The sequence below is a fragment of the Nonomuraea sp. WAC 01424 genome, from assembly GCF_003947315.1.
Lineage (GTDB): Bacteria > Actinomycetota > Actinomycetes > Streptosporangiales > Streptosporangiaceae > Nonomuraea > Nonomuraea spiralis.
In genome coordinates, this window is the sequence record NZ_QHHZ01000021.1 from 147739 (window position 1) to 174364 (window position 26626).

A 26626-nucleotide genomic window follows, 5' to 3' on the forward strand; every position below is an offset into this window, starting at 1 on the left:
TCAGGTCAGTTCGTAGATCAGGAGGGTGCCGTCCACGCGCCGGGCCAGAGCCCATAGCCGGGTGCTGCCCGGTACCGGGACGATGTCCACGATTCCCGCCCACCCCCCTCCTGGGGGCAGCGTCGATCTGGTCATGCGGCCGCCGCGGAAGTTGAGCACGTACGACTGCGTGTGGGCGGGGTTGGCGGCGACCCACACGCCGCCGACCCGGTCCGCGCGGACGGCAGGCAGCCAGGTCTTGGCCAACGGCAGGTTCAGCCACCTCCACGCGGTGCCGTCCCAGCGCACGATCATGCCGCGGTCGGGCATCTCGCAGGACCCGGACCGCTCGGAGGCGCCCTGCGTCACCAGCCACACGTCGTCGTGGGCGCGGGCCGCCATGCCGTAGAAGCGGCCGGCGGGGGAAGGGGGGCAGCCAGGCGCGGGAGGCAGGGGAGCGGTGACCCATCCGGAGCCGTTCCGCCGTATCACCGTTGTCGCTCCCGGGGGATGGATCAGTGCCCATGCCTCGCCCCCGTTGGGGGCGGCGACGAGCGAGATCTGGTCAAGGTCGCCGTACGGGCTCGGCTTGGGGACCGGTTTCCACGAGTGGCCGTCCCAATGGCTGAGTCCTGATCCGGAGTAGTCGTCCGGGCCGCCGTGTTCGGAGATCCAGACGTCGTCCTTGGCTCCGACGGCGACGGATCCACGCTCGTACTTGCTGGTCCACGGGCGGGACACCCACTGGCCGCCGGTCAGCTGGAACGGGCGGTCCCCGGAGAACATCCACAGGTCGTCCCCTGAGGGGGAGGCGGCGAACCGCGCGTTGTCGGCGCTGACGCCCTTCGGCAGCACGGTGGTCCGCCAGGAGGCGCCGTCCCAGCGGAGCATCGTCGAGCTGATCTGCTGCCGGTCGTCCTGGAGGAGGGCCCAGGCCTGTCCCTGGCCTGTGGCGCCTATCGTGCCGCTCCATCCCCGCACCGCGTACGTGAGCCGCCACGTGGCCGCCCACGTCGCCTGTACGTCCGCGCCGCAGACCGCGAGCAGGAGGACGAGGACAGTCGCAAATTTCACGAATGATCACGCTATCTGGCACGAAGGGGCGTGGCTGGATCTTGGTTACATGATGTAGGCAGTACTGCCATCCCCCTTGGCCTTCAAGAGGCCGGACTGGCCGTGGCTCTCCCTGGTCGGGGCCGGCGGCGCGTGCACGGCGGGTTCCGTGACGGCAACGCTGACGGCAACGCCGGCCACCAAGCTCACACGAAGAGCACTGCGGACGGCCGGCACCGGTCTCCTGGGCCTTCGCCTGGCGTACCGCGGCGGAGAACGACCTCATCCGCCGCTTCGCCGAGGCGGCCCGTGACGATGCCGAGTGTGAATTCGTCCCTGAGGTATGAGAGCGGGGGCGGCTGTCGGGCCGTCCCCGCGGGGTGACCGGGTTCGTGGGGTCGTGTCCGCTGGTTGGCCGGGCATGGGTCAGGCGGGCCAGCGGCCGGTGGTCTTGGCGCTCTCGATCGCGGCGTGGCCCGCCGGGCGCATCCGGCCGGCGGCCGTCAGCGCCTCGGCCTTGGCGACGTTGATCCTGGACCACGGGCTCTGGCGGGTGCGGGGCGAGTAGCGCTGGAGGTAGTAGTCGCCGTCGTACGCCCTGCGGTGGCTGTCGATCCAGCCGTGGCACAGTGCCTCGTCCAGGGCCTCGTCGAGGGTGACGGTGATCGCGTTGCCGTTCTTCTTGGCGATCTTCAGCCAGACGTCGCGGGCGGTTTCGTGGTGCTCGGTGAGCCATGCCTTCCAGGCGGCGGCGTCGTCCAGGATCAGGGTGTCGTCGGTCATCGTGGTCAGCCCTTCCGGCCCGCGAGGACGTTCATGTAGTGGTTGTTGATCATGATGCCGAGGATGTTGCCGAACGGGTCGCGTACCGAGGCGGTGACGAACCCGGGGCCGTGCTCGGTCGGCTTGTCGAACGGGGTGGCCCCCATCTCCAGCAGCCGCTCCCAGGTCGCCTCCAGGTCGTCGACGGCCCAGTAGACGATCGCTCCGCCGCCCTCGGTGCTCCAGCCCTCCGGGGCGAACCGCGCGTCGATGATGCCGAGCTCGTGCTGGTAGTCGCCGACGCGGAACTCCACGTAGACCGGGTCGCCCTGCTCGGGGCGCTGGAAGTAGGCCCCCATGCCGAGGAACTCGGCGTACCAGTCGCGGGCGGCGGCGACGTCCTGGGCGTAGAAGCTGATGGTGGTGAGTCCGCGGAGCATGTCTTTCGGCCTTTCGGTCGGTGGCTTGTGAGATCGATACTCGCAGGCAAAGTGCTCATCGAATGAGCACTTTTTGTGGCATCGTCGAAAATGTGAGAGCGGATCGTCTGGTGGCCGTCCTGCTGCTGATGCAGTCGCGCGGCCGGGTGACGCTGGCGGAGATCGCCGCCGAGATGGAGATTTCGGTCGCGACGGCCCGTCGTGACCTGGAGGCCCTGTCGGCCGCGGGCATCCCGGTGTACCCGCAGGCCGGGCGCGGTGGTGGCTGGGCGCTGCTCGGCGGTGCCCGTACCGACCTGTCGGGGCTCAAGGCGTCCGAGGCCAGGGCGCTGTTCCTGCTGCTCGGCCCGGCCGCCGCGATCGCGCCAGAGGCCAAGGCGGCGCTGCGCAAGCTCGTACGCGCCCTGCCGGCGACGTTCCGGCAGGAAGCCGAGGCGGCGGCGGACGCGGTCGTGGTCGATCCGGCGCGGTGGGGTGAGCACCGCCGTACGCGGCCCGTGTTCGTCGACCTGCTGGAGGACGCGGTGGTCCGGCGCCGGAAGGTCCGCCTCACCTACTCCGGACGGGAGCGCGTCGTCGCGCCGTACGGTCTCGTCGACAAGGACGACACCTGGTACCTGATCGCAGGCACCCTCGACGGACAGCGGACCTTCCGCGTCGACCGGGTCGACGACGTCGAGGTCATGGAGGAGCCGGCCGCGCGTCCGGCGCGCTTCGACCTGGCGGCGGCCTGGGACGAGGTCGTCATCGCGATGGAGGCGCGGCGTGCGACGACCACCGCCACCGCGACCGTCGAGGCCCGCTTCCTGCCTGTCCTGCGCGACCGCTTCGGCCGCCACTGCGAGGTGATCTCCCAGGGCGGGCGCGGGGAGCGGGGCGAGCAGGGCGGGCACGGCGAGCGGGTTCGTGTCGCGCTCACCGCGCCGACCGCGCGGGACATCGCCCGCCAGCTCGCGGGTTGGGGCGATCTCGTCGTCGTGGAAGGGCCGCAGAGCGTCCGGGACGAGCTCACGAAGCTGGCCGTCCAGATCACCACCTTGTACGAGCGCCAGGACCAGTAGCCCGCGAGGCGTTCGGGCGATGACCGGAATCGGGCGGCAGGTCCGGTACGCCGTGGGTCAGGAGTCCGGGTCCCACCAGCCGCGGCGGGCCGCCAGCAGGCCGGCCTGGAAGCGGGTACGGGCGCCGAGCCGGTCCATCAGCTCGCTGACCCTCCGATGTACGGTCCGCAGGCTCACCCCGAGCTGACGCGCGACCGCCTCGTCCTTGAGCCCGGCCGCGAGCAGCGCGAACAGCTCAGGGTCCGGCATGTCGGCCGGGCGGGAGTCCGCGTCGGAGATCGGCAGCGGCAGCGCCGACCGCCACAGGACCTCGAACAGGGTGACCAGCGCGTCGAGCAGCGACGAGGAGTGCACGATGACCGCGCTGTCCGAGTGGGCGGACGCGTCGGCGCTGAGCGGCAGGATGGCGGTCCTGCGGTCGGCGATGGCCAGCTTCATGGGCACTTCGGGGCTGACCCTGGCCTGCTCTCCGGCCGCCGCCGACTCCTGGGCGAGGCGCAGCTTGCCGGGGATCTCCAGGGCCGAGGCGTCGTAGATGCCGCGTACCAGGATGCCGTGCGCGAGGCGTTCCATCTCGGGGGCGTTCTGCTGGGAGGGGTCCTGCGCGTACGGCGGCCGGTCGAGCACCAGAAGTTCTTCGGTCGCGGTCTGCTGCAACTGGGTGAACCGCTGGACCACGGCCGCCTGTCCCTGCACGACCTCGACCACCTCCTCGGGGGCCAGGTGCTCCGTTCGCGGCGTCTCGGCCAGCAGCGCGAGGGCGGCGAGCCTGGCCTGGGCCAGTCCCTCCTCGCGGCGGGAGATGAGGGCGGCCACCGCCACGTCGGGCCTGGTGGGGACGTACCGGATCGGGCGGCCGGCCATGCGGCGGCCCAGGCCGAGCGACTCAAGCCGGGTGCACGCCCGGCGCAGGGCCACCGCGGTGCGGCCGGTGTGCGCGGCCAGCTCGGGCAGTGTTGCGCGCGGCCGGCGCAGCAGGTCGCGGTAGATCTGCTCGTCCTCGGCGTCGACGCCGACCGCCGCTAATGCGTTGTCCTCCGGTTTCATGATCAAACAGTGTGTCAGATACCTGCAATGGCGTATATCTGCCGCCCGGCAGACCTAGCCTGAGCATCGCGCTCACCGATAGGAACGAACCCGTAAGGCAATACCTGTCGGGGAGGCAGTCTTGAAGAAGGCGTTCACCATCGGACTTGCGACCGCGTTGACGGTCCTGTCGGCCGCCACGCCCGCCGTAGCGAGGGACCAGCCCTCCGGCGACGGTTTCGACGGCTCCGGTTGGAGCCGGCCGTCCTGTGAGACGGTCGCCGGTGACGGTTCGATGACGTACGGATGGAACGACGGCAAGAAGATCGCGCCCACAACCAAGCCGATACGGCCGGTCGTCTACACCACGGGTCTCGTCGCGCTCGACCGGCCGAACCAGTTGCTGGCCATGTCCAACAGGCAGCTCCAGGCCTCGAACGACGCGGGCTGCACCTGGACCGTGGTCGACGAGGTGAAGGGCTCTTACATCGAGCTGGTCGCGGCTCGGGGCGGCAAGGCCTATGCCTGGGACCGTGACGGCAACCTCTCGCTGGCCACGCCCGAGGGCGCCACGCCGCTCACCGGGCCGGGCGGCGACCTGATCGGGCTCGGCGTGGACCGGGGCAACGGCGACCGCCTGCGTACGTCCGACCTCGAAGGCCAGCTGCACGAGTCGCAGGACGGCGGGCGCACGTGGCAGCCCGTTGGGGTGCCGGCCTGGACGCCGAGCAAGACCCGTATGTCCTACACCGCGGTGTTCGACCCGCGCGACCTGGACCACGTGGTCCTGGGCGCCTCGGACATCGGCGCCCGCGTCACCTTCGACGGCGGCCGCACCTGGACCTCGGCCGCGGGGCTGACCGACAACGGCGACAAGGTCAGCGTGTTCACCGCCGCGGTCTCCCCGGCGGCCGGGAACGTCGTCTGGGCGATGGGGCTCAACCTGACGGAGCTGGACGCCGGCGTGCCGTCCGGCGGCCGGCACATCTACCGTTCGGACGACGGCGGCAGGAAGTTCACCCCGGTCGTGGACCAGGACCAGGCGATCACCATTCCCAACGGGCCGCTGCTCGCCCCGCACCCGAAGAACTCGGACGTCCTCTACTTCGACTTCGGGACCGGATGGTCGGGGATCGGTACGGACATCTACAAGTACGACTTCCGTAAGAACCGCGTCATCATCAACCACAACCCCTACGACCGGGTGCCGTCCATCGCCTTCAACCCCGCCCACCCGAACGTGATGTACCTGGGCGTGGCCGAAGAGGTCTAGCGGTCACCGTCCCGTCGGCCGGTCGTCCGCGTGGCGCGAGCTCCCGTGAAGTGCGGAGCCGGGCCCGCGGACGGCTCGCGGCCGAGAGCCCGCCCCGCTCGGGGCGGGCTTTTTGGATCCGCCGCCGTGGTCCCGGCCTCAGAACGGGCTGACCTCAGAAAAGCGGCCGGTTTCAGAAGGGACCGGCCTCAGAAAGGATCGGCCTCAGAAGGGACCGGCCTCAGAAAGGATCGGCCTCAGAAGGGACCGGCCTCAGAAAGGATCGGCCTCAGAAGGGACCGGCCTCAGAAAGGATCGGCCTCAGAAGGGGCCGGCTTCCGGGTAGCCGGCCTTGATGACGGCCTTGCGGGTCTTCGTGTCGAGTTTCTTCTCGTTGATGACCTTGCCGGCCGCCGGTACGGCGATTTTCGCGCTGGTTCCCCAGCCCGAATACCTGGTGTCGGTGTGGAAGGCCATTGTGTCGTAGGCCGTGCTGTCGTCGTCCGGGCTGGTCGTGCTGTCGACGACCGTACGGGTGAGCAGGTTGTTCTTGTCGAAGTACAGGTGGAACTCGACGTCGCCCGAGCCGACGGACTTGTCGTGCCGGAATTCGGCCAGTGTGGCGGTGCCCTGATATTCGCCGGTGGTCACTTCGGACGACTTGCCCAGCATGAACTTCAGATCCGCCGGCGTGATGGCCGACCCGAAGAGCGGGTTTATGCGCTCACTGGTCCGCGACCCGATCCAGGAACGACCGGACGGCAGGGCCTTGGCGATGCCGGCGTTGGTCACGTAGGCGTTCTTGCCCTCGGCGACGACCCGGTAGGGAGGGTTGTCCCCCTTCGGGCGGGAAGACATGCGGACACGGAAGTCGGCCGCCGCCACGCTGCCCTTGCCGAAAGCCAGGGTGCCGGTCGTGGAGGTGTTCACCTTCACCTGCATCGCCTGGTCGTTGACGGTGAAATCCAGGGTGATGCTGCTTAATTCGTTGACCTTCACGCCTTTGCCGGGGAGCAGCTGGGCCTTCAGGGCTTTCACCGGATCCGCCGGAGCGGCCTGCGTGGAAGTCGCGGACGCCGCCTGAGCCGGTACGGCCACCGCGCACACGACCGAGGCCGTCGCCGCGAGACCTGCGAAGAAGAGCTTCATCAGTTTCCTAACTCGGGAAGATACAGCCGGGAAAAGAGTAGGAGCCTGATGCCGGCGGGATAAGGGAAATCTCGTAACGATCCGATGCACGCCGGTAATCGCGGGCGACGGATAAGTGCTCGTGAGTGCTTTCGTATTTACGTTCAGTGGTGGAAGAGGGCGTTGAGTTCGCCGAAGTCCATGGAGTCGCCCAGAGTCTCAAGTGTTCCGGCGCCGAGCAGTTCGGCGGCGGCTCTGCGGGCGGCGGTGTAGGCGGTCTGGGCCAGGGCGGTGCCGAGGCTGATGCGGCGTACTCCGGCTCGGGCCAGCTCGGGGACGGTCGGGCCGCCGGCGACGGCCATCGCGTTGACCGGGAGCGGGGACCCGGCGCAGAGGGCGCTGAGTGTGTCCAGGTCGAGGAGGCCGGGGACGAAGATGCCGTCGGCTCCCGCCTCGGCATAGGCGGCCGTACGTGCGAGGACCTCGTCCAGCCGGGCCTCGGACGGGCCGATGGCGAACAGGTAGACGTCGGTGCGGGCGTTCACGAACAGTTCCGGCAGGCCGGCCGCGGCTGCGGCGTCCCTGGCGGCGCGCAGTCTGGCGCTCTGCTCGGCGAGGTCGAACAGCGGGCCGCCGACGGCCCGGGAGTCCTCCAGGTTGACGCCCACGGCGCCGGCCTCGGCCACCGCGCGGACGGTCGCGGCGACGTCCTCGGGAGTGGGCCCGTAGCCGCCCTCAACGTCGACCGTCACCGGCAGGTCGACCGCGTTCACGATGCGCCGGGCGGCCCGCGTCATCTCGTCCCGGTCGAGGTGCTGCCCGTCGCCGCGGCCCAGCGACCAGGACACGCCGCCGCTGGTCGTGGCGATCGCCGTGGCGCCGGCGGCGGCGATCACCGCCGCGCTGGCGGCGTCCCAGGCATTGGGCAGGACCAGTACGGAATCGGCGCTGAGCGAGCGGAACAGACGGGCCTTTTCCGTCACCGCGGCCTCGGCGGCGGGGAAGTTGTCCACAGACATGTGCGTGACCGCCTTCGGGTTGTTCTGGTTCGGGCATCCTGGCTCGCGGACGCCTGCTCCGGGGATGTTGCCGGGCGGAAACGCAGGCGTCCACTGATTAAGCTCATACCGAATCGTCTGGAGGTGGCATGAAGACGCGGCTGGCCTTTTCGGTGAACGATCTGGCCGAGACCCGGTTCGCCGTCTCACCCATGTGGGAGGTCGTCACCAGCCGGAGGGTGCTGGCGGGCGCCACGGTGCCGGATCCCCATCGCGGGTGGGCCGCGCAGGTGCGTCCCCGGCTCGCGGCGGCGGGGCTCGATCGCGGCTGGCTGGCCGAGATGATCCCGTCCGCCGGGCATCTTCCCGATTTCCTCAACCCGACGACCGCGTCCCACGAGCTGCCCGACGAGCTGGCCGCCGTCGAGGCCATCGACCCCGAGCAGGTGCGGCGGGACCTCGACCTCCTGGCCGCCGATTCGGACGGCCGGCTGTCGCCCCGGTTGCGGAGTCTGCGTCGCAACCCTCAGGCGCACCTGCCGCGGATCGTCGCGGAGATCGAGGCCTACTGGCAGCTCGCGATCGCGCCGTACTGGGCGCGGATCCGTTCGGTGCTGGAGGCGGACGTCTTCCACCGGGGCCGTCAGGTGGCCGAGCACGGCACGGCCCGGACGCTCGGCCGGCTCCACGACACCGTGCGCTGGGACGGCGGTGCTCTTCACCTGGTCGAGCGACACTGTCCCATCACCAGGATCGAGACCGGCGCGGGGTTGCTCCTGGTGCCGTCGGTCTTCGCGTGGCCTCGGGTGCTGACCCGGTCCGTACCGTCCGAACCGCCGCAGCTCGCCTATCCGGCCCGAGGCATCGGCACGTTGTGGGAGTCCCGCGGGCACGCGCCCATGGACGCGCTCGCCGCCGTGATCGGCCGGTCCCGGGCGCTGCTCCTGGCCGAGCTGGACACGCCCGCCTCGACCACCGAGCTGGCCCAGCGGTCGGGGCTCTCCGCGGCGGGCGTCTCGCAACATCTCACCGCGTTGAGGGCGGCGGGGCTGACCAGTACGCACCGCGCGGGCCGTACGGTGTTCTACGCCCGTACCGGCCTTGCCGACGCGCTGCTCACGGCGCAGGCTCAGGTCTGAGCGGCCGGTGCGGTGGCGGTGGGACGAGGTTGACGGTGCACCGGGTTCCGGGCCGGGGCGCTGACCTTTCTCGTCCGGATCTTTCCTGACTATTGTGATGCCCATTGTTCGACGGGGGAGGGCGGGCGATGGACGCGGGCGGGTCCGAGGCGTTCCTGGGCAGCCGGTACGTGCTGCTCGACGAGATCGGCGCCGGGGCGATGGGGACCGTCTGGCGCGCGCGGCACCGGGAGACCGGGGAGACCGTGGCGGTGAAGATGTTGCGCAGCAATCTCACCGGTGACCAGGATCTGGTGCTGCGGTTCGTACAGGAACGCAACGTGCTGCGTACCCTCACCCATCCCAACATCGTCACGATGCGCGACTTCGTCATCGAGGGCGAGCGGCTCGCCCTGGTGATGGACCTCGTCGAGGGCGGGGACCTGCGCGGCCTGCTCCGGCGGCACGGCACGCTCCCGCCGGCGACGGCCGCCGAGCTGATGGCCCAGGTCGCCGACGCGCTGGCGGCGGCGCACGCGGTGGGGGTCGTGCACCGCGACGTCAAGCCGGGGAACGTCCTGATCGACGGGCCCACGGGGCAGGTGCGGCTGACGGACTTCGGGGTGGCCCGGATCGTGCTCGGGCCTGGGCTGACGCAGACCACCTCGATCATCGGCACGCCCACGTACCTGTCGCCGGAGGTGGCCGACGGCGGCGCCCCGACCCCGGCCGTGGACGTGTACGCCGCCGGGTTGATCCTCTACGAGCTGCTGGCCGGGCGTCCGCCGTTCGTCGGCGACCATCCGATGGCCCTGCTGCGGCAGCACGCGATGGCCACGCCCCGGCGGTTGCCCGGGATGCCTGACGCGTTGTGGGCCCTGGTCGTGGCCTGTACCGCGAAGGATCCGGCCGGGCGTCCCGCGGCGGGGCAGGTGGCGGCGGCTTTACGGGAGGCGGTGCCGTCACTCAGGGGGCTGGCCGCCTTGCCACCGGTCGCCAAGGGGGAGGCGCCGGCGGCCACCTCGGAGCCGCTGCCCGCGCGGCCCGTACCAGCGGGTGGGGCGCAGGGGCCGGCTTCTCCCGATGCGAGGCTCCCGTCCGGCGCGGGACCGGCTCCCGGTGACGGCGGGCCCCGTGCGGAGGCGGGGACGGTTCCCGGCGCGGGTGGGGCCTTGGGCGAGCGTGGCGCGGGGCCTGGTACGGGTGGGGCCTTGGGGGAGCGTGGTGCGGGGCCTGGTACCGGTGGAGGGCCCGGCCGTGCGGGGGCGGTGGCGTCGGGGCGAGGTGGACGGGATGGGCGGGGGCGTCGGAGGACGGTTGTCGTCGCGAGTACCGCCGCGGCCGTCGTGCTCACCGCGGTCGCGGTGGCCGTCGTGGCGCCGTGGCGCACACCGGATGCCGACGCAGTGAACGACGCGGCCGGGTTGCCCGTGGCCAAGCCGGTCGAGGTGGCCGGGACCGCGACACCCGTGACGCCCGTTCCGTCCGCCAGTGAGGGGGAGGCGCTCAAGTCCTCGCCGAAGAAGACGTCGAAGCCGTCGAAGGAGCCGACCCGGACCCCGGAACCGGCCGTCTCGAAACGGTCGACGCCGCCGAGCGCGACGGTGAAACCCTCGACGGGACGTACCGCCGACCCGAGTCGATCGCCCACCGGCCGCAAGACGGAGACGCCGCACACCGTGGACCCTGGGACGGACAAGCAGACCGCTCCGCCGCGGAGTTCGGAGCCGGTCTGGAAGTGCCGTTCGTGGATCTCCACGGGCAACGGCACCGGGACCGAGATGTCGCCCTGCATGGCCATGGTGGGGGACGTCTTCTACCTGATGGGCCGGATCAGAGGGGCGAGTTCGGTGCGGTCGGACGTGCACGTACAGCTTTTCGACACCGACGCCGACCGGAACGTCTCCCAGCCCTTCGTCTGCTCGGGGGTGTCGCCGCGGAAGGACGGGGAGGTCGCCACGTGCGGCCCGTTCACCACCACGGCGCCGCACACGCAGACCAAGCACGACGTACGCCAGCGGTGGCGACGGGCGGGCGCACCGGCGTTCGGCGGCGGCGCGGAAAGCCCCTGGATCATCTGGTAGCCCCCGCCCTGACCGCCCGCCCCTGACCGCCCGCCCCACCCCGGCCCCTGGTGGCCTGGGGCGGAGGGGCCGTCGGGGGAGGACGGCCCCCTTGCGTTAGGTCCTGGTTGTGCAGGTTGTGCCGTTCAGGGTGAAGGTGGTGGGGAGCAGGTTGGGGCCGGTGTAGTTGGCGACGAAGCCGATCGTGGCCGACGCGCCCGTCGCCAGCGTGCCGTTGCCGGGTTCGTTCACGGCCTTGACGTTCGAGCCGGTCTGGGTCCAGACGGCGCTCCAGCCGCTGCCCAGGCTCTGCCACGGACGCGGCCAGGCGAAGTTCAGGGTCCAGCCGTTGAGCGGGGCGCCGTTGTTGGTGATCTCGACGGCGCCGACGTACCCGCTGGCCCAGTCGGTCTGGTCGGTGAAGCGGACGGCGCACGAGCTGGTGGCGGGGGTGCCGGTGGTGAAGGTCAGGGGCGGCGAGGCCCAGGAGACGCCGCCGCCGCTGTCGCGGGCGATCACGTTCACGGTGTAGGCGGTGCCGGGCCTGAGGTTGCCCACCGTGTACGACGTGCCGGAGCTCTCGCCCAGTTGCTCGCTGACGGCGCCGTTCTGGCGGTGGAGCTCGTACTTGACGATGGGACGCGCGCCGGGGGCGGCGGCGGGCCAGGAGACGGTGGCGGACCTATCGGTCACGTTGGAGGCCGCGGGCCTGCCGGGCGCGCCCGGCAGGCCCGTCGGGGCCGCGGCGGGGTGCAGGACGACGGTGGTCAGCGACAGCGGCGGGAGCGTCTGGCTGGTGGCGGTGCCGGTGGTCGCGGTGGTGATGGCGGTCGCGCCGTTGGTGTGGGTCAGTACGGTCGGCGCGCCCGCGGCCGGCGTGAAGCCCGCGTAGTCGACGGCGACCGGGTACGACGTGTCCGACGAGGTGTTGATCAGCATGACGGCCAGGTCGCCGTCCGGCCGCCGGACGGCGTGGGCGCTCACCTTGGGCTGGTCGGTCGCGGCCCTGACGAACTGGTCCCCGGGACGGGCGAACCTGCTGACCATCTGCAACGCGTGGTACGGCGCGAACGGCGTGTTCAGCGGCGGCTCGCAGACGTTGCCGCCGGAGTCGCAGACCCCGCTGGACAGCAGCCCGAAGTCGCCGTAGTCGGTGTGTCCCTCGACCTGGGTGACGTTGCCGATGCCGTTGTGCACGTTCCACCAGTCGACGGTGAACACGCCGCCGGCCAGCAGGCTCGCGTAGGCGTCGGCGGCGGCCAGGGCGCCGTTCTGGGTGTTCGTGCCGTTGCTGCTGGAGCCGGTGTTGAACTCGGTCATCGCGAGGCCGATCCGGTCGGAGCCGGGCCCGGCGTACGCGGCGATCTGCTGCCGGGTGAGCTGGAGCATGTCGGGGATCTGCCCGGCCTTGTCCAGGGCGCCGGGGTACCAGTGGAGGATGACGAAGTCGATCTTCGGTCCGGCCAGGGACAGGACGACCTTGTTCCAGCTCCCGTCGTCGCCTTCGGCGGTGATGGCGTCGGGCCAGTTGGCGGGGGTGGTCAGCACCGCGCCGATCTTGATGGTCGGGTCGGCCGCCTTCATGGCGTCGGCGTACGCGACGACGTTGCGCGCGTACTCGGCCGGGCTCTTGTCGGCGTGGTCGTCGGCCTCCCACGCGCTGCCGTAGTGGCCGTTGCCGTAGTTCTCGTTGCCGATCTCCCAGTACTTGACGCCGTAGCCCTTGGTGACGTTGGCGTGCCGGACCCAGGCCGCGGCCTCCTCGGCGGTGCCGGTGCCGTAGTTGGCGGTCACCATGGCCTGCGCGCCGGTACGCCGTACGCCGCGCATGAAGGTGTCGAAGTCGGTGTCGGGCGCGACGTACCCGCCGGGGGCGGTGTGGGTGGCCCAGTGGTAGATGTCGGAGTAGGAGCCGCCGGGGTAGCGCAGCAGCTTGACGCCCGCGTCCTTGAGCAGGTCGGCGGTCTGGTCGGTGCCCAGGTTCGAGTCCCAGATGGCATGGTTGGAACCGATGCCGGTCTCGGGGGCGGTGGCCAGGGCGGCGCGGGCGTTGACGGTCACCGCGACGGGGGTGACGTCGGCGGCGTGCGCCGGGGGAGCGATCAGCGCGGTCAGGGTCAGCAGGGCCGCGGACGCGGCCCGGGGCAGGATCTTGCCAGGCATCGGAGGTACCTCGCCGTGGGTAGCGGTATGACTCGACGCCCCCTCCTGACCAGGAGGCAAGCATGATCATGCGGCGTGCCGTCCGGCCCGTCAACCGGCGCTGAAACTTTCATCCGGCCGGGCCCGCTAGGCGGGCTTGAGCAGGCCCTTGTCGTACGCCGCCGCGACGGCCGCCGCCCGGTCCTTGACCTCCAGCTTGGCGAAGACGTGCAGCAGGTGCGTCTTCACGGTGGCCTCCGTGATGAACAACCTCCTGGCCACCTCGCGGTTGGTCGCGCCGCGCGCGATGAGCCCGAGCACTTCGAGCTCGCGCGGGCTCAGCGGGCTCAGCGCGCGCTGCTCCGGCGGTTGCGCACGGCGTGTCAGCGCCCCGGCCACGGCCGGAGACAGGACGGTCTCGCCGCGGGCCGCCGCCAGCACGGCCTGCCGCAGCTCGGCGCGCGGCGTGTCCTTGAGCAGGTAGCCGGTGGCGCCCTGCTCGATCGCGGGCACCACGTCGGCGTCGTCGCCGAAGGTGGTCAGGACGAGCACGTACGAGCCGGGGCACTGCTCGCGCAGCCGGCGAATGAGCTCGGCGCCGCTCGGCCCCGGCATGCGCAGGTCGAGGAGCACGACGTCGGGGCCGGTGCGCAGAGCCACCGCGAGCGCCTCGGCGCCGTCGGCCGCCTCGCCGACCACCTCGAAGCCGTCGGTCTCGAAGATCCCGCGCAGCCCGTCGCGGACGACGGGGTGGTCGTCGACGATGATCAGGCGTACCGGCATGGCTCACGTTCCCGGGTCGGCGGGGATGGCCGGAACGGTAGCGGAGATCCCCGTACCCTGGCCAGGGGCGCTCTCGACGGCGAGGTCGCCGGCCAGGCGGGTGACCCGCTGCCGCATCGCCATCAGGCCGAACCCGCCTTCGGGGCCGGCACCGCCTTCCGAGCCGGTGGTGAAACCGGACCCGTCGTCACGTACGTCGAGCGCCACCACGTCCTCCATGTACGACAGCGTGAGCCCCACCCGCGCGGCCCGCGCGTGCTTGGCGACGTTGGCCAGCGCCTCCTGGGCCACCCGCAGCAGCGTGTTCTCCACCTCGGCGTGCAGCGGCCGGGCGTCGCCCGTGACCGACACCGAGGCCGGCACCCGCGAGGCCCGCGACCAGGCCGCCGCCACCTCCGACAGCGCGCTCCCGAGCTGCGCCGCTGCCAGCGGCGCCGGGCGCAGCGCCTGCACGGAACGCCGGGCCTCGGTCAGGCTCTCCTTGGCCAGCTCACGTACGGTCGCCAGCCGCGCGCGCACCGCCGGCACGTCGTCGGCGGCCTCGTCGGCGGCCTCCACCTGGGTGAGGATGCCGGTCAGCCCTTGGGCCACGGTGTCGTGGATCTCTCTGGCCATCCGCTGCCGCTCGCCGAGCACGCCCGCCTCGCGGGCCTGGACCAGGAGCCGGGCCTGAAGGTCGGCGTTCTCCTGCGCGAGCGCGGCCAGCCTGGCGCTCTTCTCCTTGAGCTGGGTGTTCTGCTCGGAGACGGTCTGGAAGACGAACCCGGTCATGGACGCGACCAGCACCCCGACCACGACCGAGGCCAGCAGCTCGACCGGGGTGCGACCGGCCGGAGGACGGGCGGCGACCAGCGTCCCGACCGTCACCGCCACCCCCGCGTACGCCCACAACCCCGGCAGCAGCGCGAAGCACTGGACGAACACCCCGACCCCGGTCACGGTGAACACCGTGTCGATCCGCACCAGCGCCGCGACCACCGCCAGCAGCACCACGAAGTAGCCGGCCACCACCCACGCCCGCGCGGTCCAGCCGGGCCGGCGGTCCACCACGAACCAGTGCCAGCCCGCCGCGAACAGCGCCAGGGCCAGCACCTCCACCCGCCACGTCCGCAGCAGCGAGAACAGCGCGGGCAACAACACCAGCAGGTACGGCAGCGCCGCCGTGACCCGGTCCCACCGGCTCACCACCGCAGGGCCTTCACCGCGACGCCGCCCGCGACGGCGCCGACCGCCAGCATGATCCCGAGGGCGAGCGGCGGCAGCGTGCCGGTCGACCACCCGTCGCGGATGGCCTGGACCGCGGGCGCCATGGGCGTCAGGTCGCCGATCGCCCGCATCGAGCCCGACATGCTCTCGCGCGGGATCACCGCCCCGGACAGGAACACCATCGGGAAGAACAGCGCGAGCCCGATCACCGTCGCCGCCCGGCCGCTGGGGGCCAGCGCGCCCAGGAGCAGTCCGACGGCGCCGAGGCTGAGCGCGCCGAGCAACCAGGCCAGGAGCACGCCGGGGAGGCTCGCGGGCGCGCTCAGCCCGTAGCCGGCCACACCGAGGACGATCAGCAGCACGCTCCCGAGCACGGCCAGCAACATGTGCGCGGCCCACTGGGCGCCGCACAACATGAACGGCGTGGCCGGGGTGGCCCGCAGCCGCTTGAGCACCCGGCGTTCCCGGTACTGGGCCAGCGTGGCGGGCAGGACGACCAGCCCGGCCAGCCCGACGACGAAGACGGTCAGCATCGGCACGGTGGCGTCGACGAGCCGTACGCCGCCCGGCAGCGGGCGGTCGCCGCCGCGCAGTTTGACCCAGAGCATGACGAGTGGGAAGGCCAGTGCGAAGTAGGCCGACATCGGGTCGCGCAACCCCAGCCTGAGCTCGACGGCGATGACGCGGGAGAAACCCCTCATGTTTCGCGTGAAACCGTTCATGCCCGCGCCCTCCCGGTCAGCGTGAAGTAAGCCTCGTCCAGGGAGGTGGCCCGCGCCGCGCCGATGAGCTCGCGGGGGCTGCCCTCGGCCACGACCCGGCCGCGGTCGATGATCGCGATGCGGTCGCACAAGGCCTCGGCCTCGTCCATGAAGTGGGTGACCAGGACGACGGTCACCCCGCGGTCGCGCATGGCCCGGATCAGGCCCCAGGTGGTGCGGCGGGCGTCGGGGTCGAGGCCGGTGGTCAGCTCGTCGAGCAGGACCACCTCCGGGTTGCCGACCAGCGCCAGCGCGATGAACAACCGCTGCTTCCAGCCGCCGGACAGGCCGCCGAAGCGGCTGTCCTTCCGCTCGGTCAGACCCCATTCGTCCATGATGGTCCGCCAGTCGGCCGGATGGTCGTACAGGGAGGCGTAGAGCCGTAGGGCCTCGCCGACCTTGATGCCGTCGGGGAGTGCGGCCTCCTGTAACTGGGCGCCGACGCGCTGCAGCAGCGCGCGCCGGTCGCCCTGCGGGTCGAGGCCCAGTACGCGCACGCTGCCGCCGTCGGGACGCCGCAGCCCGGACACGCACTCCACGACCGTCGTCTTCCCCGCGCCGTTGGGCCCGGCGAGCCCGAAGATCTCGCCGCGCGCCACGGTCAGGGAGACGCCGTCGAGCGCCCGGGTGTTCTTGTAGGTCTTGCGCAGGTCGTCGATCTCGATGACTGTCATGATCTGAGGATCACGGCAGAGCGGCGCCCGCGATATCCACCGATCGGTGGATGGATCCCCCCCGGGGACGGGCGCCGCCCGAAGCGTCACTTCGACAGGTAGAGGACCTTCCAGGTGCCCGCGTACAGGCAGTTCAGGGACGGCTTGGAGCCCCGGCCCTCGGCGCAGACCTTGAGCTCGACCTGGTAGACGTCGTGGGACTCGAAGGAGAACTTCTTGGTCGAGCCGAAGGAGCAGTTCCGGACGCTGCGCTCCTTGAAGGGCAGGTTGCTCCCGTCGCGATAGGTGATCCGGAACACCGCCCAGCCGCAGGCCGAGTCCTTGCGGGTGCGGTCGGTCAGCTTGCCGGTGATCCGTACCGAGCCGGCGGTGGGCAGGTCGGCGTGGTCCTCGCCGGTCGCGGTCAGCGAGCCCACCGCCTTGGCGGCCTGCCCGGGGGCGTAGTAGGGGCCCCAGGAAGCGGCCGAGGCCGCCTGGGCGGGGGAGGAGACGAGCGCGACGAGGGCGGCGGCGGCGGTACCGGTCAGTACGGCCGCGGTACGGGAGGTGGTCATCGAGGGGTTCCTTCCTCTCTGGCGATGACCAGAACTGTGCATTGGACCGATTTCAACCGCCTTGCGAGCCCGCTTGCAAACTAGTTGTACTTGTACTGCCGAGTAGCGACCCGATGGGTGCCGTTGTAGACCGAGGCGCGGAACATGCTGATCGTCTGGTCGCCGTGCTCGGCCTTGCCGCAGGTGTTGAGGCCGGCGAGCTGGTGGATCTCGTACCGGGCGGTCGGGTCGCCGGCCACGAAGTACTCGGCCCGCGCCTGGTACTCGTCGGCCCTGGTGTCGCAGGCGAAGACGTACGTGCCGCGCTCATGGAAGCACAGGCTGGCCCCGCCCCCGGTGTACGTGCACAACTTCGAACGGGCCCGCGCGCCGGCCGGGGTGACGCGGGTGTCGCGCTTGACGGGGTATTTGGTGAGGTTGCGGACGGTCTTCCAGCGGCCCACCCGGACGCGGTGGTTGCCTTCGTACACGGCGGCCCGGAAGGTCACGGTCCGGCCGATCTCGCGGTTGCCGCGGATCTCGCCCTTGCCGCCGAGGTTGTGGATGACGTACTTGGTGCCGAGGTATTCGTTCAGGTGGTATTCGACAACGGCGTGCAGCTTGTCGTTGCGGGTGTCCTCGATCCAGATCCCCGGCCGGTCGCTGCCGTCGGGGCCCACGCACGCCTCGGCGCCCTTGACGCGCATGCAGGTGGGCTCGGCGGTGGCGGCGACGGTCACGGGCGTGACGGCGGCGGGCGGAGCCGGCACCGGCTCCGTGACGGCGGCGGCGGCCTGGCGGGTCTCGCCCCGGGCCACGGCCCCTTCTGTGGTGAGCACGGCGGCCGCCAGCACGACCATGGTCACGAGTTTCCGGCCTAAAGCCACTTCGGTCTCTCCAGTCTCGCGGGTCACACACCTGGGCGGTGCATGAGTGTGACGCGAAAAATGTCGGAGTAGTTCAGAAATATGCAAGATGAGGTTGGCGGCCGTTCATCGGTAGGGTGGCCGGATGGTTGCCCGGATACGACTTGAGCTCGGCGAGGCGGCCTTGGGGCCGTACGTGAAGAGGGCCGCAGATGCGTGACGAGCGGCTGCGGGAGATCGCCGGACGGCTGGCCGAGGTGCCCGGGGTGGTGGCCGTCGTCCTCGGCGGAAGCCGGGCGCGCGGCACCCATCGGCCCGACTCCGACTACGACCTCGGCCTGTACCCCCGGGGCCCGCTCGCCGTCGGCGACCTGCGCGCGCTGGCCCAGGAGATGACGGGCGAGCCGACCGAGGTGACCGAGCCCGGCGGCTGGGGCCCGTGGGTCGACGGCGGCGGCTGGCTCACCGTGGACGGCCGGCGGGTCGACTGGATCTACCGCGACCTCGACCGCGTCCACCGCGTCTGGCACGACTGCCGCGCCGGACGCTACGAGATCGGCACCCAGCCGGGCCACCCGCTGGGCTTCTACTCCCACGCCTACGCCGGCGAGGTGGCGCTGTGCAAGGTGCTGGCCGACGGCTCCGGCGAGCTGGCGGCCCTGCGCGCCGAGACCGCCGAATACCCGCCCGCGCTGCGCGAGGCCCTGGTCCAGGGCCTGTGGGAGGCCGGCTTCTCGCTGATGACCGCCGGGTACGGCGCCTCCGGCGAGGACCCCGTCTACGCGGCCGGCGCGCTGTTCCGCGCGATCGGCGTCGCCTGCCACGCCCTGCACGCGGCCGACGGAGCCTGGCTGATCAACGAGAAGGGCATGGTCGCCGCCACCGGCCGGCTGCCCTCGGCGCCGGACGGGTTCGCCGAACGGGCCCAGGCGCTGCTCGCGTCCGTCGGCGGCACCCGGGACGAGATCACCCGTACGGTGGCCGCCGCCGAACGGCTCCTGGCCGACGTACGGGCGGCCTGCGGTGGTTGATCAGGCGGTTGATCAGGCGGCTGGTCAGGCGTTCTCCTTGGCCCTGGCGGGGGCCAGGGAGGTCAGCAGGAGGAGCAGCGCGCTCTGGGCGAGCATGCCGGGCGCGAGCGGCGGGGCCGGGCCGACCGACTTGGTCAGCGCGTACCACCATTGGGTGAGGGGCGAGAGGGTTTCCCAGGTGTCGGCGTAGCGCGGGTCGAAGGCGCCCATGTCGTGGTTGGCCGCGATGTGCGCGTACACGCCGTAGGCGGAGGCGAGCAGCACGACCAGCGCGATCCCGCGGACCGTCTTGAGCGTGAGCCGGGAGGCGTCCAGGGCGAGCAGCACGAGCGCGGCCGCCAGTGCCAGCAGCGCCACCCAGGGGATGAACTGCTGCCAGGTCTGCCAGTGGCGTTCGAAGGCCAGCTCCAGGGCGGCGCCCAGGATGCCCAGCGCGACCAGCGCGAAGAGCCCCAGGCGTACCGTGACGGCGCTGAACCGTGCGGTGCGGTTTTGCGCGTTCGTTGAAGGCACGGGCACCACGCTGTGCCCGCGGTCTCAGAGACACCTCAGGAATATATGAAACTTCAATGAGAATCCCGGGCGGGCGCGGCAGAAGGCTTGACGCTCATTGCGATCCGGACTTACGGGATCATAGGGGGCGTGAGCGTAGTCGCAGTCGTCTTCTCGGTGCTCGCCCTGGTCCTGAACGGGCTGATGGCGGGCGTGTTCTTCGCCTTCTCCACCTCGGTGATGCCCGGCCTCGACGCGGTGGGGGAGGAGGCCGCGGCGGCGGCCATGCGCAGCGCCAACAGGAAGATCCTGAACCCGGCGTTCTTGTCGACGTTCACGCTGGCGCCCGTGGCCTCGCTGCTCGCCGGTGTGTTCCTGCTGGTCACCGGGGCCACCGGGCCCGCGGTCCTCGCGTTCGCGGCGGCCGTGGCCTACATCCTCGGCTCGTTCGCCGTCACGGCCGCGATCAACGTGCCGATGAACAACGCCCTCGACGCGGGCGAGCTGGCCTGGAGCGCGTACGCGCCACGCTGGACCCGCTGGAACACCCTGCGCGGATGGGCCTCGGCGCTGGCCGTGGCGCTGCTGGGCGTGGCCCTGTACGTCTGGAGCTGACGAGGCCGGACCGGCCGGATGCATCCCGATGGACGGGCACCGGGATGCGCATCCCGCGGCGGGTCACATGTTGATCATGTGGCCCGCGAGGCCGTGGATCGCCTCCTTGACCGCTTCGCCGAGCGTCGGGTGCGCGTGCACGTTGCGCGCGACCTCGTGCACGGTGAGGTCCCACTGCTGGGCCAGCGTGAGCTCGGGCAGCAGCTCGGTGACCTCGGGGCCGATCAGGTGGGCGCCGAGCAGCTCGCCGTGCGTGTTGTCACTGACGATCTTGACGAACCCGGCCGTGTCGCCCAGGCCGTGCGCCTTGCCGTTGGCCGTGAACGGGAACTTGGCCACCTTGACGTCGTAGCCCAGGTCGCGGGCCTGCGCCTCGGTGTAGCCGAAGCTGGCCACCTGCGGCTGGCAGTACGTGGCCCGCGGGATCATCACGTAGTCGAGCTCCATCGTCTCGGCGTTGCCGATGGTCTCGGCGGCGATGATGCCCATCGACTCGGCGGCGTGGGCCAGCATGAGCTTGGCAGTGACGTCACCGATCGCGAAGATGTTCGGCACGTTCGTCCGGCAGCGGCCGTCGAGGGCGATCGCGCCGCGCTCGGTGAGCTGCACGCCGGTCTTCTCCAGGCCGTAGCCGTCGACGCGCGGCTGGAACCCGATGGCCTGCATGACCTTGTCGGCCTCGAGCACCTGGGTCTGGCCGTCGCGGGTGACGGTGACCTTGACCGAGGCGCCGGTGTCCTCGATGCCGTTCACGCGGGTCGAGGTCAGGACCTCGATGCCGAGCCGCTTGTAACGCTTGGCCAGCTCGGCCGAGACCTCTTCGTCCTCCAGCGGCACGACCCGGTCGAGGAACTCCACGATCGTCACCTTGACGCCGTAGTTGTGCAGCACGTAGGCGAACTCCACGCCGATGGCGCCCGCGCCCGCGATGATGATGCTGCGCGGCAGGTCCTCCGTGAGGATCTGCTCCTCGTACGTCACCACTCGCTCCGAAAGCTGCGTGCCCGGGATGAGCCTGGTGGTGGCCCCGGCCGCGATGATGCAGTGGGAGAAAGTGATCGTCTCGCCGTTCACCTGGAGGGTGTTGGCGTCGAGGAACGTGCCGCGCCCGTCGTACTCGGTGATGGCGTTCTTCTTCATCAGGTAGTGAACGCCCTTGACCCGGCCGTCGGCCACCTTGCGGCTGCGCTGGAAGGCCGCGCCGTAATCGAAGGTGACCTCACCGCTGATCCCGAACGTCTTCGCCTCGTTGTGGAAGATGTGGGCCAGCTCGGCGTTGCGCAGCAGCGCCTTGGACGGGATGCAGCCCACGTTCAGGCAGACGCCACCCCAGTACTTCTCCTCGACGACCGCGGTACGCAGCCCGAGCTGGGCGGCGCGGACGGCGGCCGTATATCCTCCGGGACCCGCGCCGAGAACGACGACGTCATAGTGAGTGCTCATGACTCGGACCATACCGCCCACCCCAAGCCACCCTTGACGCTAGACCTCCACCTTGTACGACAGCGTCAGCTCGTCGGCCGGAACCCCGCGGATCCCCCAGTTCACCTTGGGCATCTCGATGATCGTGATCTCCACGTCCTCGGGGTCGAGATCCGACTTCTCGTAGATCGCCCGGATCAGCGCGCGCTTGGCGTCGTCACTGCGTCCCGTGAAACACACGACTTCGACGATCAGGTAGTTCTCGCTCCGCCCGGGGCAGACGAAGTCGTCGGCGTCCAGCAGCAGGAACCGGTGGAACCGCTTCTCCTCGGGCACGCCCCACGCGCTCACCAGGCACGACTGCAGCAGATCGGAGATCTCCCGCTGCCGTCCGCCCCACACGTCGCGCCGCCCGTAAATCTTCACTTGTGCCATGTCGGCAATATAGAGGGCGTGATTCGCGTACTTCTCGCCGACGACGAGGCCATGATCCGGGCCGGGGTCAAGGCGATCCTCGACTCCGACCCGTCCCTGGAGGTGGTCGCCGAGGCCGGCGACGGCCGCCAGGCCGTCGATCTGGCCCTCGCCCACCGCCCTGACGTCGCATTGCTCGACATCCGCATGCCGCGGCTCGACGGCCTGGCCGCGGCGGCCGAGCTGCGCCGCGTGGCGCCCGCCACGGCCGTGGTGATGTTGACCACGTTCGGCGAGGACGACTACATCGCCAGAGCGCTGGAGGTCGGGGCGAGCGGGTTCCTGCTCAAGTCCGGCGACCCGCGCGAGCTGATCGCCGGGATCCACGCGGTCGCCGACGGGGCGGCGTACCTGTCGCCCAAGGTGGCCCAGCGGGTGATCACCCAGCTCGCGGGCGGCCGGATGAGCCGCGAGGCCCAGGCCCGTGACCGCGTCGCCGGGCTCACCGACCGCGAGCGCGAGGTCCTCGCCCTGCTCGGCGCGGGCCTGTCCAACGCGGAGATCGCCCGGCGGCTGCACATCGTGGAGGGCACGGTGAAGGCGTACGTGAGCACGATCCTGACCCGGCTCGACGTGCGCAACCGCGTCCAGGCCGCGATCATCGCCCACGAGGCCGGGTTGGTAGCCTGACCCGTGATGTATCGCCTCGTGTTCACGCAGGTCTTGCGGCGTTTCGACGCCGAGGCCGTGCACCGTCTCACCGTCAGTGGCCTCGCCGTGCTCGCCCGGCTGCCCCTGCTCAAGCGGCTGCTCCACCGAGCGTTCGCCCCGCACGACCCGGTCCTGCGGGTGACCGCGTTCGGCGTGCACTTCCCCGGTCCGTTCGGCCTGGCCGCCGGGTTCGACAAGGACGCCGCCTGCGCCGAGGCGGTCGCCGCGCTCGGCTTCGGCCACGTCGAGGTCGGCACCGTCACCGCGCACGCCCAGCCCGGCAACCCGCGCCCGCGCCTGTTCCGGCTGGTGGGGGAGCGGGCGGTGATCAACCGGATGGGCTTCAACAACGACGGCGCCCGCGCCGCCGCCCGCAGGCTGCGCCGCACCCGCGGGGTGCCCGTCGTGGTCGGGGTGAACATCGGCAAGACCAAGGTGGTGCCGGAGTCCGAGGCGGTGGCCGACTACGTGGCCGGCGCCAGGGAGCTGGCCCCGCTGGCCGACTACCTGGTGGTCAACGTCAGCTCGCCCAACACGCCCGGCCTGCGCAACCTCCAGGCGGTCGAGCTGCTGCGCCCGCTGCTGAGCGCGGTCAAGGAGGTCGCCGACGCGACGCCGCGCCGTACGCCGCTGCTGGTGAAGATCGCCCCCGACCTGGCCGACGAGGACGTCGACGCCGTCGCCGAGCTGGCCGTGGAGCTGGGCCTCGACGGCATCATCGCGACCAACACCACCATCAGGCACGGCGGCGAGACCGGCGGCCTGTCCGGTCGCCCGCTCAAGCGGCGCTCGCTGGAGGTGCTGCGCCGGCTGCGCGCCAAGGTCGGCGACCGCCTCACCCTGGTCTCCGTGGGCGGCGTCGAGGACGTCGACGACGTCTGGGAGCGCCTGCTGGCCGGAGCCACCCTGGTCCAGGGCTACACCGGCTGGATCTACGGCGGCCCGCTGTGGGCCGCCCGCATCCACCGCCAGCTCGCCCGCCGCGTACGCCGCCACGGCCTGTCCTCCGTCACCGAGGCGATCGGCCGCACGGCGTAGGGGCTCCCCCCTATCGTGGGACGCATGATCAATTCCCCGGTGAAACTCACCGATGACGTCGTCATGCGGGCGATAGCCAAGTCCGACGCGCACGCGCTGGCCGACGCCTACCGGCGCAACCGCGACTTCCTGCGCCCCTGGGAGCCCCGCCGGCCGGACGACTTCTTCACCGTCGCCGGCCAGGCCGCACGCCTCGAAAGACTGGCCGAGGACCGTGCGGCCGGGTTCGTGATGCCGTGGGTGCTCATGGACGGCGACCGGCTGGTGGGCCGGATGAACCTGAACAGCATCATCCGGGGCGCCGCCCAGAGCGCGTCGCTGGGCTACTGGGTGGACGCCGAGTACAACGGGCGGGGCCTGGCCACCAAGGCCGTGCTGGAGGCGTGCCGGGCCGCCGACGAGGACCTCGCCCTCCACCGGGTCGAGGCGGGCACCCTCCTGCACAACACGACCTCGCAGGCGGTCCTGCGCAGGACGGGCTTCGAGGAGTACGGCATGGCCCCCCGCGCCGTCTGCATCGACGGCCAATGGCAGGACCACACCCTGTTCCAGCGAATCCTCAACGACCGTCCCGCGCCGATGTGACCGGCGGTCAGACGCTCGGCCGGGTCGACTCCGCGTCGTGCGTCATGCCGTCGATCCGCGCCATCACGTCGGTGACCTTCACCCCGCTCGGCCGGTGCGGACGCCGCCGCTGCCACGGACGCGGACCCGCCGGCGGCCGGTACTCCACGCCCATCGCGTCCAGCCGCCCGAGGTGCTCGCGCAGCCGCTCGTCGAACCCGTCGCCGCCCGAGCCGGCCCACGCCACCTCGGCCAGCGCGCACGAGCGCGGCCACAGCCGGTAGTCGACCGTCCGCGGGTCGGGCACGCGCTCGGTCCAGAGCTGCGCCTGCACGCCCATCACGCGGGCCCGCTCCTCCTCCGTCCAGTCGGCCGGGGCCGGGTCGAACGCGGCCACGTCCGCCATCGTGGTGGTGTCGCCGATGGCCATCGGTTCGTCGGCCGAGGCCGCCTCGGCGTAGTCGAAGTAGAGCGGGAACACCGGCGTGGCCACCACGTCGTGCCCCGCAGCGGCGGCCCGCCGTCCCACGCCCATGCCGCGCCACGGCATGACCACCGTGTCCTGGCGCAGCCCGCCGGCGACGAACGCCTCGTCCCACACCACCGTACGGGCGCCGCGCTCGGCGAGGGCGTCGGCCAGCGCGCGCAGGAACCACGCCTGGAGGTCCGGGCTCGTGGCCAGCTCCAGCGAGTCGCGGTAGGCCGTGATCTCCGCCGACTCCGCCCAGTGGTCGAGCACGACCTCGTCCCCGCCGATGTGGAAGAAGGGCACCTCGCCCAGCGCCCCGATGATCTCGTCGAAGACCGTGGTCAGGAACTCGATCGTCGGCGGCAGCGGCGACAGGATCGCCGGCGAGATGCCCCACCGGTCGAGCACGTCGTAGCGCTCGCCGGTCGCGCCGAGCTCGGGATAGGCGGCCAGGATCGCCGAGGCGTGCCCCGGCACGTCGATCTCGGGCACCACCGTGACGAACCTGGACCGCGCGTACGCCCCGATCTCGGCCAGGTCGTCCAGCGAGTAGTAGCCGCCGTGCGGGATGTCCTCGTACGCCTCCGGCTCCCGGTAGTAGTTGACGGCCGTCCGCGGCCGGTGCGATGAGACCTCCTGCAACAGCGGGTACGCCTTGCTCTCCACCCGCCACCCCTGGTCGTCCACCAGGTGGAGGTGCAGCCGGTTCAGCTTGTGCGCGGCCATCAGGTCGATCAGCCGGAGCACCTCCCGCTTGGTGGAGAAATGCCGCGCAACGTCGAGGTGCAGCCCGCGCCAGGCGAACCGCGGCGAGTCCTCGATCCGCACCCCGGGCACCCGCCACGACGCCCTGTCCGAGAAGCGGTAGGAGGCGTCCGGCAACAACTGGTGCAACGACTGCGCCGCGTAGAACGCGCCCGCCGCCCCGCCGGCGACGATCTCCACGCCGCGCGAGCCGGTGGCCAGCCGGTAGGACTCCTCGCCGAGCGCGGGATCCTGGCGTACCTCGATCTCGCCGGAGTCTCCCGGGCGCAGGTCGAGAAGGGGGAGTGCGCGACGTACCGCGTCCGCGAACGGACCGGCGACGGTCGCGCCCGAGGTCAGCTCGAAGGAGCCGGAAAGATCACTGAGCAGCTCTGGGCGAGGAATCATGCTTCGAGATAGTGCTGCATCCCGTTCGCGAGTGCCAAGGCGATCCGCTGCCTGAACTTCGGGTCCTGGAACTTGGCCGCGTCGATGGCGTTGCGCATGTTGCCGCACTCGACGAGGACCTTCGGCACGGTCGAGAGGTTGAGCCCACCGATGTCGTTGCGGAAGTTCAGTGCCTTGGTGCCGACGTAGTTGGAGTAGGGGATGCCGGTGCCCTTGAGGTAGGCGTCGCGCACGTCGATCCCCAGCTTGGTCGAGGCGCCCACGACCTTGTCGACCGGCCCGTTGATCTTCTTCGGGATGATCACATGGAACCCCCGGTGCGAGGGGTTGTCCGAGCCGTCGCCGTGGACCGAGATCGCGACGTCGGCATGGGCCTTGTTGCCGATCGCGGCCCGCTTGTCGATGCACGGGCCGACGCTGTCGTTGTTCGACCTGGTCAGCTTGACGGTCGCGCCGCGCTGCTCGAGGATCTTCACCATGCGGTTGGAGACGTCCCAGGTGAAGGCGGCCTCGCTGTAACCGCTCTTCGTGGCCGTGCCGGTCGTGTCGCAGGCCTTCATCTGGGTCAGCACGTTGACCTTGCGGTTGATCTCGGCCGGATGGCGGTAGTTGCCGCCGTTGTGCCCGGGGTCGATGACGATGACCTTGCCGGCGAGCGGTTTGGCCCCGGGCGGCGCCTGCCGCGCCGTGGCCGTCTCCGTCGGCCCGTCCTGGACGGACGCCTTGCCGGTCCCCTGGGCGGAGGAGGCGGCCTGACCTGCCGCGGCGCCACCGGGCTCGGTGCCGCCGCACGCGGAGGCGATCAGGCCGCAGACGGCGAGGACGGTGGCTGGTAGAGCACGCATGCGCTCCAACTTACGTGAAGCCACGCGT

The 26626-nt window shown here is 71.3% G+C and carries 27 protein-coding genes; 9 read left to right on the forward strand and 18 right to left on the reverse strand.

What is annotated here, in order from left to right:
- From DMB42_RS43960 to DMB42_RS43970, 3 genes are all read right to left on the reverse strand, one after another.
- Positions 1-1053, reverse strand: coding sequence for a hypothetical protein (locus DMB42_RS43960; protein WP_125645605.1), 1053 nt, complete (start codon positions 1051-1053; stop codon positions 1-3).
- A gap of 405 nt (positions 1054-1458) precedes the next feature.
- Complete coding sequence (locus tag DMB42_RS43965) at positions 1459-1815, reverse strand: YdeI family protein (protein ID WP_125645607.1); 357 nt, start codon at positions 1813-1815, stop codon at positions 1459-1461.
- Positions 1816-1820: 5 nt separating this feature from the next.
- Complete coding sequence (locus tag DMB42_RS43970; RefSeq protein WP_125645609.1) at positions 1821-2234, reverse strand: VOC family protein; 414 nt, start codon at positions 2232-2234, stop codon at positions 1821-1823.
- A 92-nt stretch (positions 2235-2326) separates the two neighbouring features.
- Here DMB42_RS43970 and DMB42_RS43975 point away from each other — a divergent pair, with 92 nt between their 5' ends.
- Positions 2327-3295, forward strand: coding sequence for a YafY family protein (locus DMB42_RS43975; protein WP_125645611.1), 969 nt, complete (start codon positions 2327-2329; stop codon positions 3293-3295).
- Positions 3296-3352: 57 nt separating this feature from the next.
- Here DMB42_RS43975 and DMB42_RS43980 read toward each other — a convergent pair whose 3' ends face one another.
- Positions 3353-4342: a helix-turn-helix transcriptional regulator gene (locus DMB42_RS43980; RefSeq protein WP_125645613.1), complete on the reverse strand. Its 990-nt coding sequence runs from the start codon at positions 4340-4342 to the stop codon at positions 3353-3355.
- A gap of 121 nt (positions 4343-4463) precedes the next feature.
- Between DMB42_RS43980 and DMB42_RS43985 the strand changes: the two genes are divergently transcribed.
- Positions 4464-5594 carry a sialidase family protein gene (locus DMB42_RS43985; RefSeq protein ID WP_125645615.1) on the forward strand — a complete coding sequence of 377 codons (1131 nt, stop codon included), beginning with the start codon at positions 4464-4466 and terminating at the stop codon, positions 5592-5594.
- A gap of 300 nt (positions 5595-5894) precedes the next feature.
- Here the strand turns inward: DMB42_RS43985 and DMB42_RS43990 are convergent, their stop codons facing one another.
- Together DMB42_RS43990 and DMB42_RS43995 are read right to left on the reverse strand one after the other, a co-directional pair.
- The gene (locus DMB42_RS43990) at positions 5895-6722 is read right to left on the reverse strand and encodes a hypothetical protein (protein ID WP_125645617.1); all 828 of its coding nucleotides are present in this window, start codon (positions 6720-6722) and stop codon (positions 5895-5897) included.
- A gap of 143 nt (positions 6723-6865) precedes the next feature.
- Positions 6866-7720, reverse strand: coding sequence for an isocitrate lyase/phosphoenolpyruvate mutase family protein (locus DMB42_RS43995; protein WP_125645618.1), 855 nt, complete (start codon positions 7718-7720; stop codon positions 6866-6868).
- A gap of 128 nt (positions 7721-7848) precedes the next feature.
- Between DMB42_RS43995 and DMB42_RS44000 the strand changes: the two genes are divergently transcribed.
- Both DMB42_RS44000 and DMB42_RS56175 read left to right on the forward strand, forming a co-directional pair.
- Positions 7849-8838 carry a DUF5937 family protein gene (locus DMB42_RS44000; protein ID WP_125645620.1) on the forward strand — a complete coding sequence of 330 codons (990 nt, stop codon included), beginning with the start codon at positions 7849-7851 and terminating at the stop codon, positions 8836-8838.
- Positions 8839-8966: 128 nt separating this feature from the next.
- Positions 8967-10901, forward strand: coding sequence for a serine/threonine-protein kinase (locus tag DMB42_RS56175; protein WP_125645622.1), 1935 nt, complete (start codon positions 8967-8969; stop codon positions 10899-10901).
- Positions 10902-10997: 96 nt separating this feature from the next.
- Here the strand turns inward: DMB42_RS56175 and DMB42_RS44010 are convergent, their stop codons facing one another.
- The 7 genes from DMB42_RS44010 to DMB42_RS44040 all read right to left on the reverse strand — a co-directional run bounded on the left by DMB42_RS44010 (position 10998) and on the right by DMB42_RS44040 (position 17845).
- The gene (locus DMB42_RS44010) at positions 10998-13043 is read right to left on the reverse strand and encodes a cellulose binding domain-containing protein (protein ID WP_125645624.1); all 2046 of its coding nucleotides are present in this window, start codon (positions 13041-13043) and stop codon (positions 10998-11000) included.
- Positions 13044-13169: 126 nt separating this feature from the next.
- A complete protein-coding gene (locus tag DMB42_RS44015) occupies positions 13170-13805 on the reverse strand; it encodes a response regulator transcription factor (protein WP_125645626.1) in 636 nt (211 codons plus the stop codon).
- 3 nt (positions 13806-13808) lie between these two features.
- On the reverse strand, positions 13809-14990 hold the full coding sequence (locus DMB42_RS55605; protein WP_125645627.1) for a sensor histidine kinase: 1182 nt from the start codon (positions 14988-14990) through the stop codon (positions 13809-13811).
- On the reverse strand, positions 14987-15712 hold the full coding sequence (locus DMB42_RS44025) for an ABC transporter permease (protein ID WP_185845182.1): 726 nt from the start codon (positions 15710-15712) through the stop codon (positions 14987-14989). The genes DMB42_RS55605 and DMB42_RS44025 overlap by 4 nt, the downstream gene beginning before the upstream one ends.
- Positions 15713-15729: 17 nt before the next feature.
- Entirely contained in the window at positions 15730-16446 is a 717-nt protein-coding gene (locus tag DMB42_RS44030) for an ABC transporter ATP-binding protein (protein WP_125645631.1), read from the reverse strand.
- Positions 16447-16532: 86 nt separating this feature from the next.
- Positions 16533-17000 carry a hypothetical protein gene (locus tag DMB42_RS44035; protein ID WP_125645633.1) on the reverse strand — a complete coding sequence of 156 codons (468 nt, stop codon included), beginning with the start codon at positions 16998-17000 and terminating at the stop codon, positions 16533-16535.
- Between the two features lie 80 nt (positions 17001-17080).
- A complete protein-coding gene (locus DMB42_RS44040; RefSeq protein ID WP_125645635.1) occupies positions 17081-17845 on the reverse strand; it encodes a hypothetical protein in 765 nt (254 codons plus the stop codon).
- Between the two features lie 212 nt (positions 17846-18057).
- Between DMB42_RS44040 and DMB42_RS44045 the strand changes: the two genes are divergently transcribed.
- Positions 18058-18876, forward strand: coding sequence for a nucleotidyltransferase domain-containing protein (locus tag DMB42_RS44045; RefSeq protein WP_125645637.1), 819 nt, complete (start codon positions 18058-18060; stop codon positions 18874-18876).
- A gap of 24 nt (positions 18877-18900) precedes the next feature.
- Here DMB42_RS44045 and DMB42_RS44050 read toward each other — a convergent pair whose 3' ends face one another.
- A complete protein-coding gene (locus tag DMB42_RS44050) occupies positions 18901-19389 on the reverse strand; it encodes a hypothetical protein (protein ID WP_221762633.1) in 489 nt (162 codons plus the stop codon).
- A gap of 129 nt (positions 19390-19518) precedes the next feature.
- Here DMB42_RS44050 and DMB42_RS44055 point away from each other — a divergent pair, with 129 nt between their 5' ends.
- Complete coding sequence (locus DMB42_RS44055; protein WP_260478304.1) at positions 19519-19983, forward strand: DUF1772 domain-containing protein; 465 nt, start codon at positions 19519-19521, stop codon at positions 19981-19983.
- 63 nt (positions 19984-20046) lie between these two features.
- On the opposite strand, the gene lpdA is transcribed toward DMB42_RS44055, so the two are convergent.
- Together lpdA and DMB42_RS44065 are read right to left on the reverse strand one after the other, a co-directional pair.
- A complete protein-coding gene (gene lpdA / locus DMB42_RS44060) occupies positions 20047-21426 on the reverse strand; it encodes a dihydrolipoyl dehydrogenase (protein ID WP_125645639.1) in 1380 nt (459 codons plus the stop codon).
- A 39-nt stretch (positions 21427-21465) separates the two neighbouring features.
- Positions 21466-21840 (reverse strand): tautomerase family protein, encoded by a 375-nt coding sequence (locus tag DMB42_RS44065; protein WP_125645641.1) that lies wholly within the window; start codon positions 21838-21840, stop codon positions 21466-21468.
- Positions 21841-21858: 18 nt separating this feature from the next.
- Between DMB42_RS44065 and DMB42_RS44070 the strand changes: the two genes are divergently transcribed.
- The 3 genes from DMB42_RS44070 to DMB42_RS44080 are packed head-to-tail and all read left to right on the forward strand — an operon-like array spanning position 21859 to position 24153.
- The gene (locus DMB42_RS44070; RefSeq protein WP_125645643.1) at positions 21859-22509 is read left to right on the forward strand and encodes a response regulator transcription factor; all 651 of its coding nucleotides are present in this window, start codon (positions 21859-21861) and stop codon (positions 22507-22509) included.
- 6 nt (positions 22510-22515) lie between these two features.
- Complete coding sequence (locus DMB42_RS44075) at positions 22516-23568, forward strand: quinone-dependent dihydroorotate dehydrogenase (protein WP_185845183.1); 1053 nt, start codon at positions 22516-22518, stop codon at positions 23566-23568.
- A 24-nt stretch (positions 23569-23592) separates the two neighbouring features.
- Complete coding sequence (locus tag DMB42_RS44080) at positions 23593-24153, forward strand: GNAT family N-acetyltransferase (protein ID WP_125645647.1); 561 nt, start codon at positions 23593-23595, stop codon at positions 24151-24153.
- Positions 24154-24160: 7 nt separating this feature from the next.
- On the opposite strand, the gene DMB42_RS44085 is transcribed toward DMB42_RS44080, so the two are convergent.
- On the reverse strand, positions 24161-25753 hold the full coding sequence (locus tag DMB42_RS44085) for a beta-N-acetylhexosaminidase (RefSeq protein ID WP_125645649.1): 1593 nt from the start codon (positions 25751-25753) through the stop codon (positions 24161-24163).
- Positions 25750-26598: an N-acetylmuramoyl-L-alanine amidase gene (locus DMB42_RS44090; RefSeq protein WP_125645651.1), complete on the reverse strand. Its 849-nt coding sequence runs from the start codon at positions 26596-26598 to the stop codon at positions 25750-25752. The genes DMB42_RS44085 and DMB42_RS44090 overlap by 4 nt, the downstream gene beginning before the upstream one ends.
- Between the last annotated feature and the right edge of the window lie 28 nt (positions 26599-26626).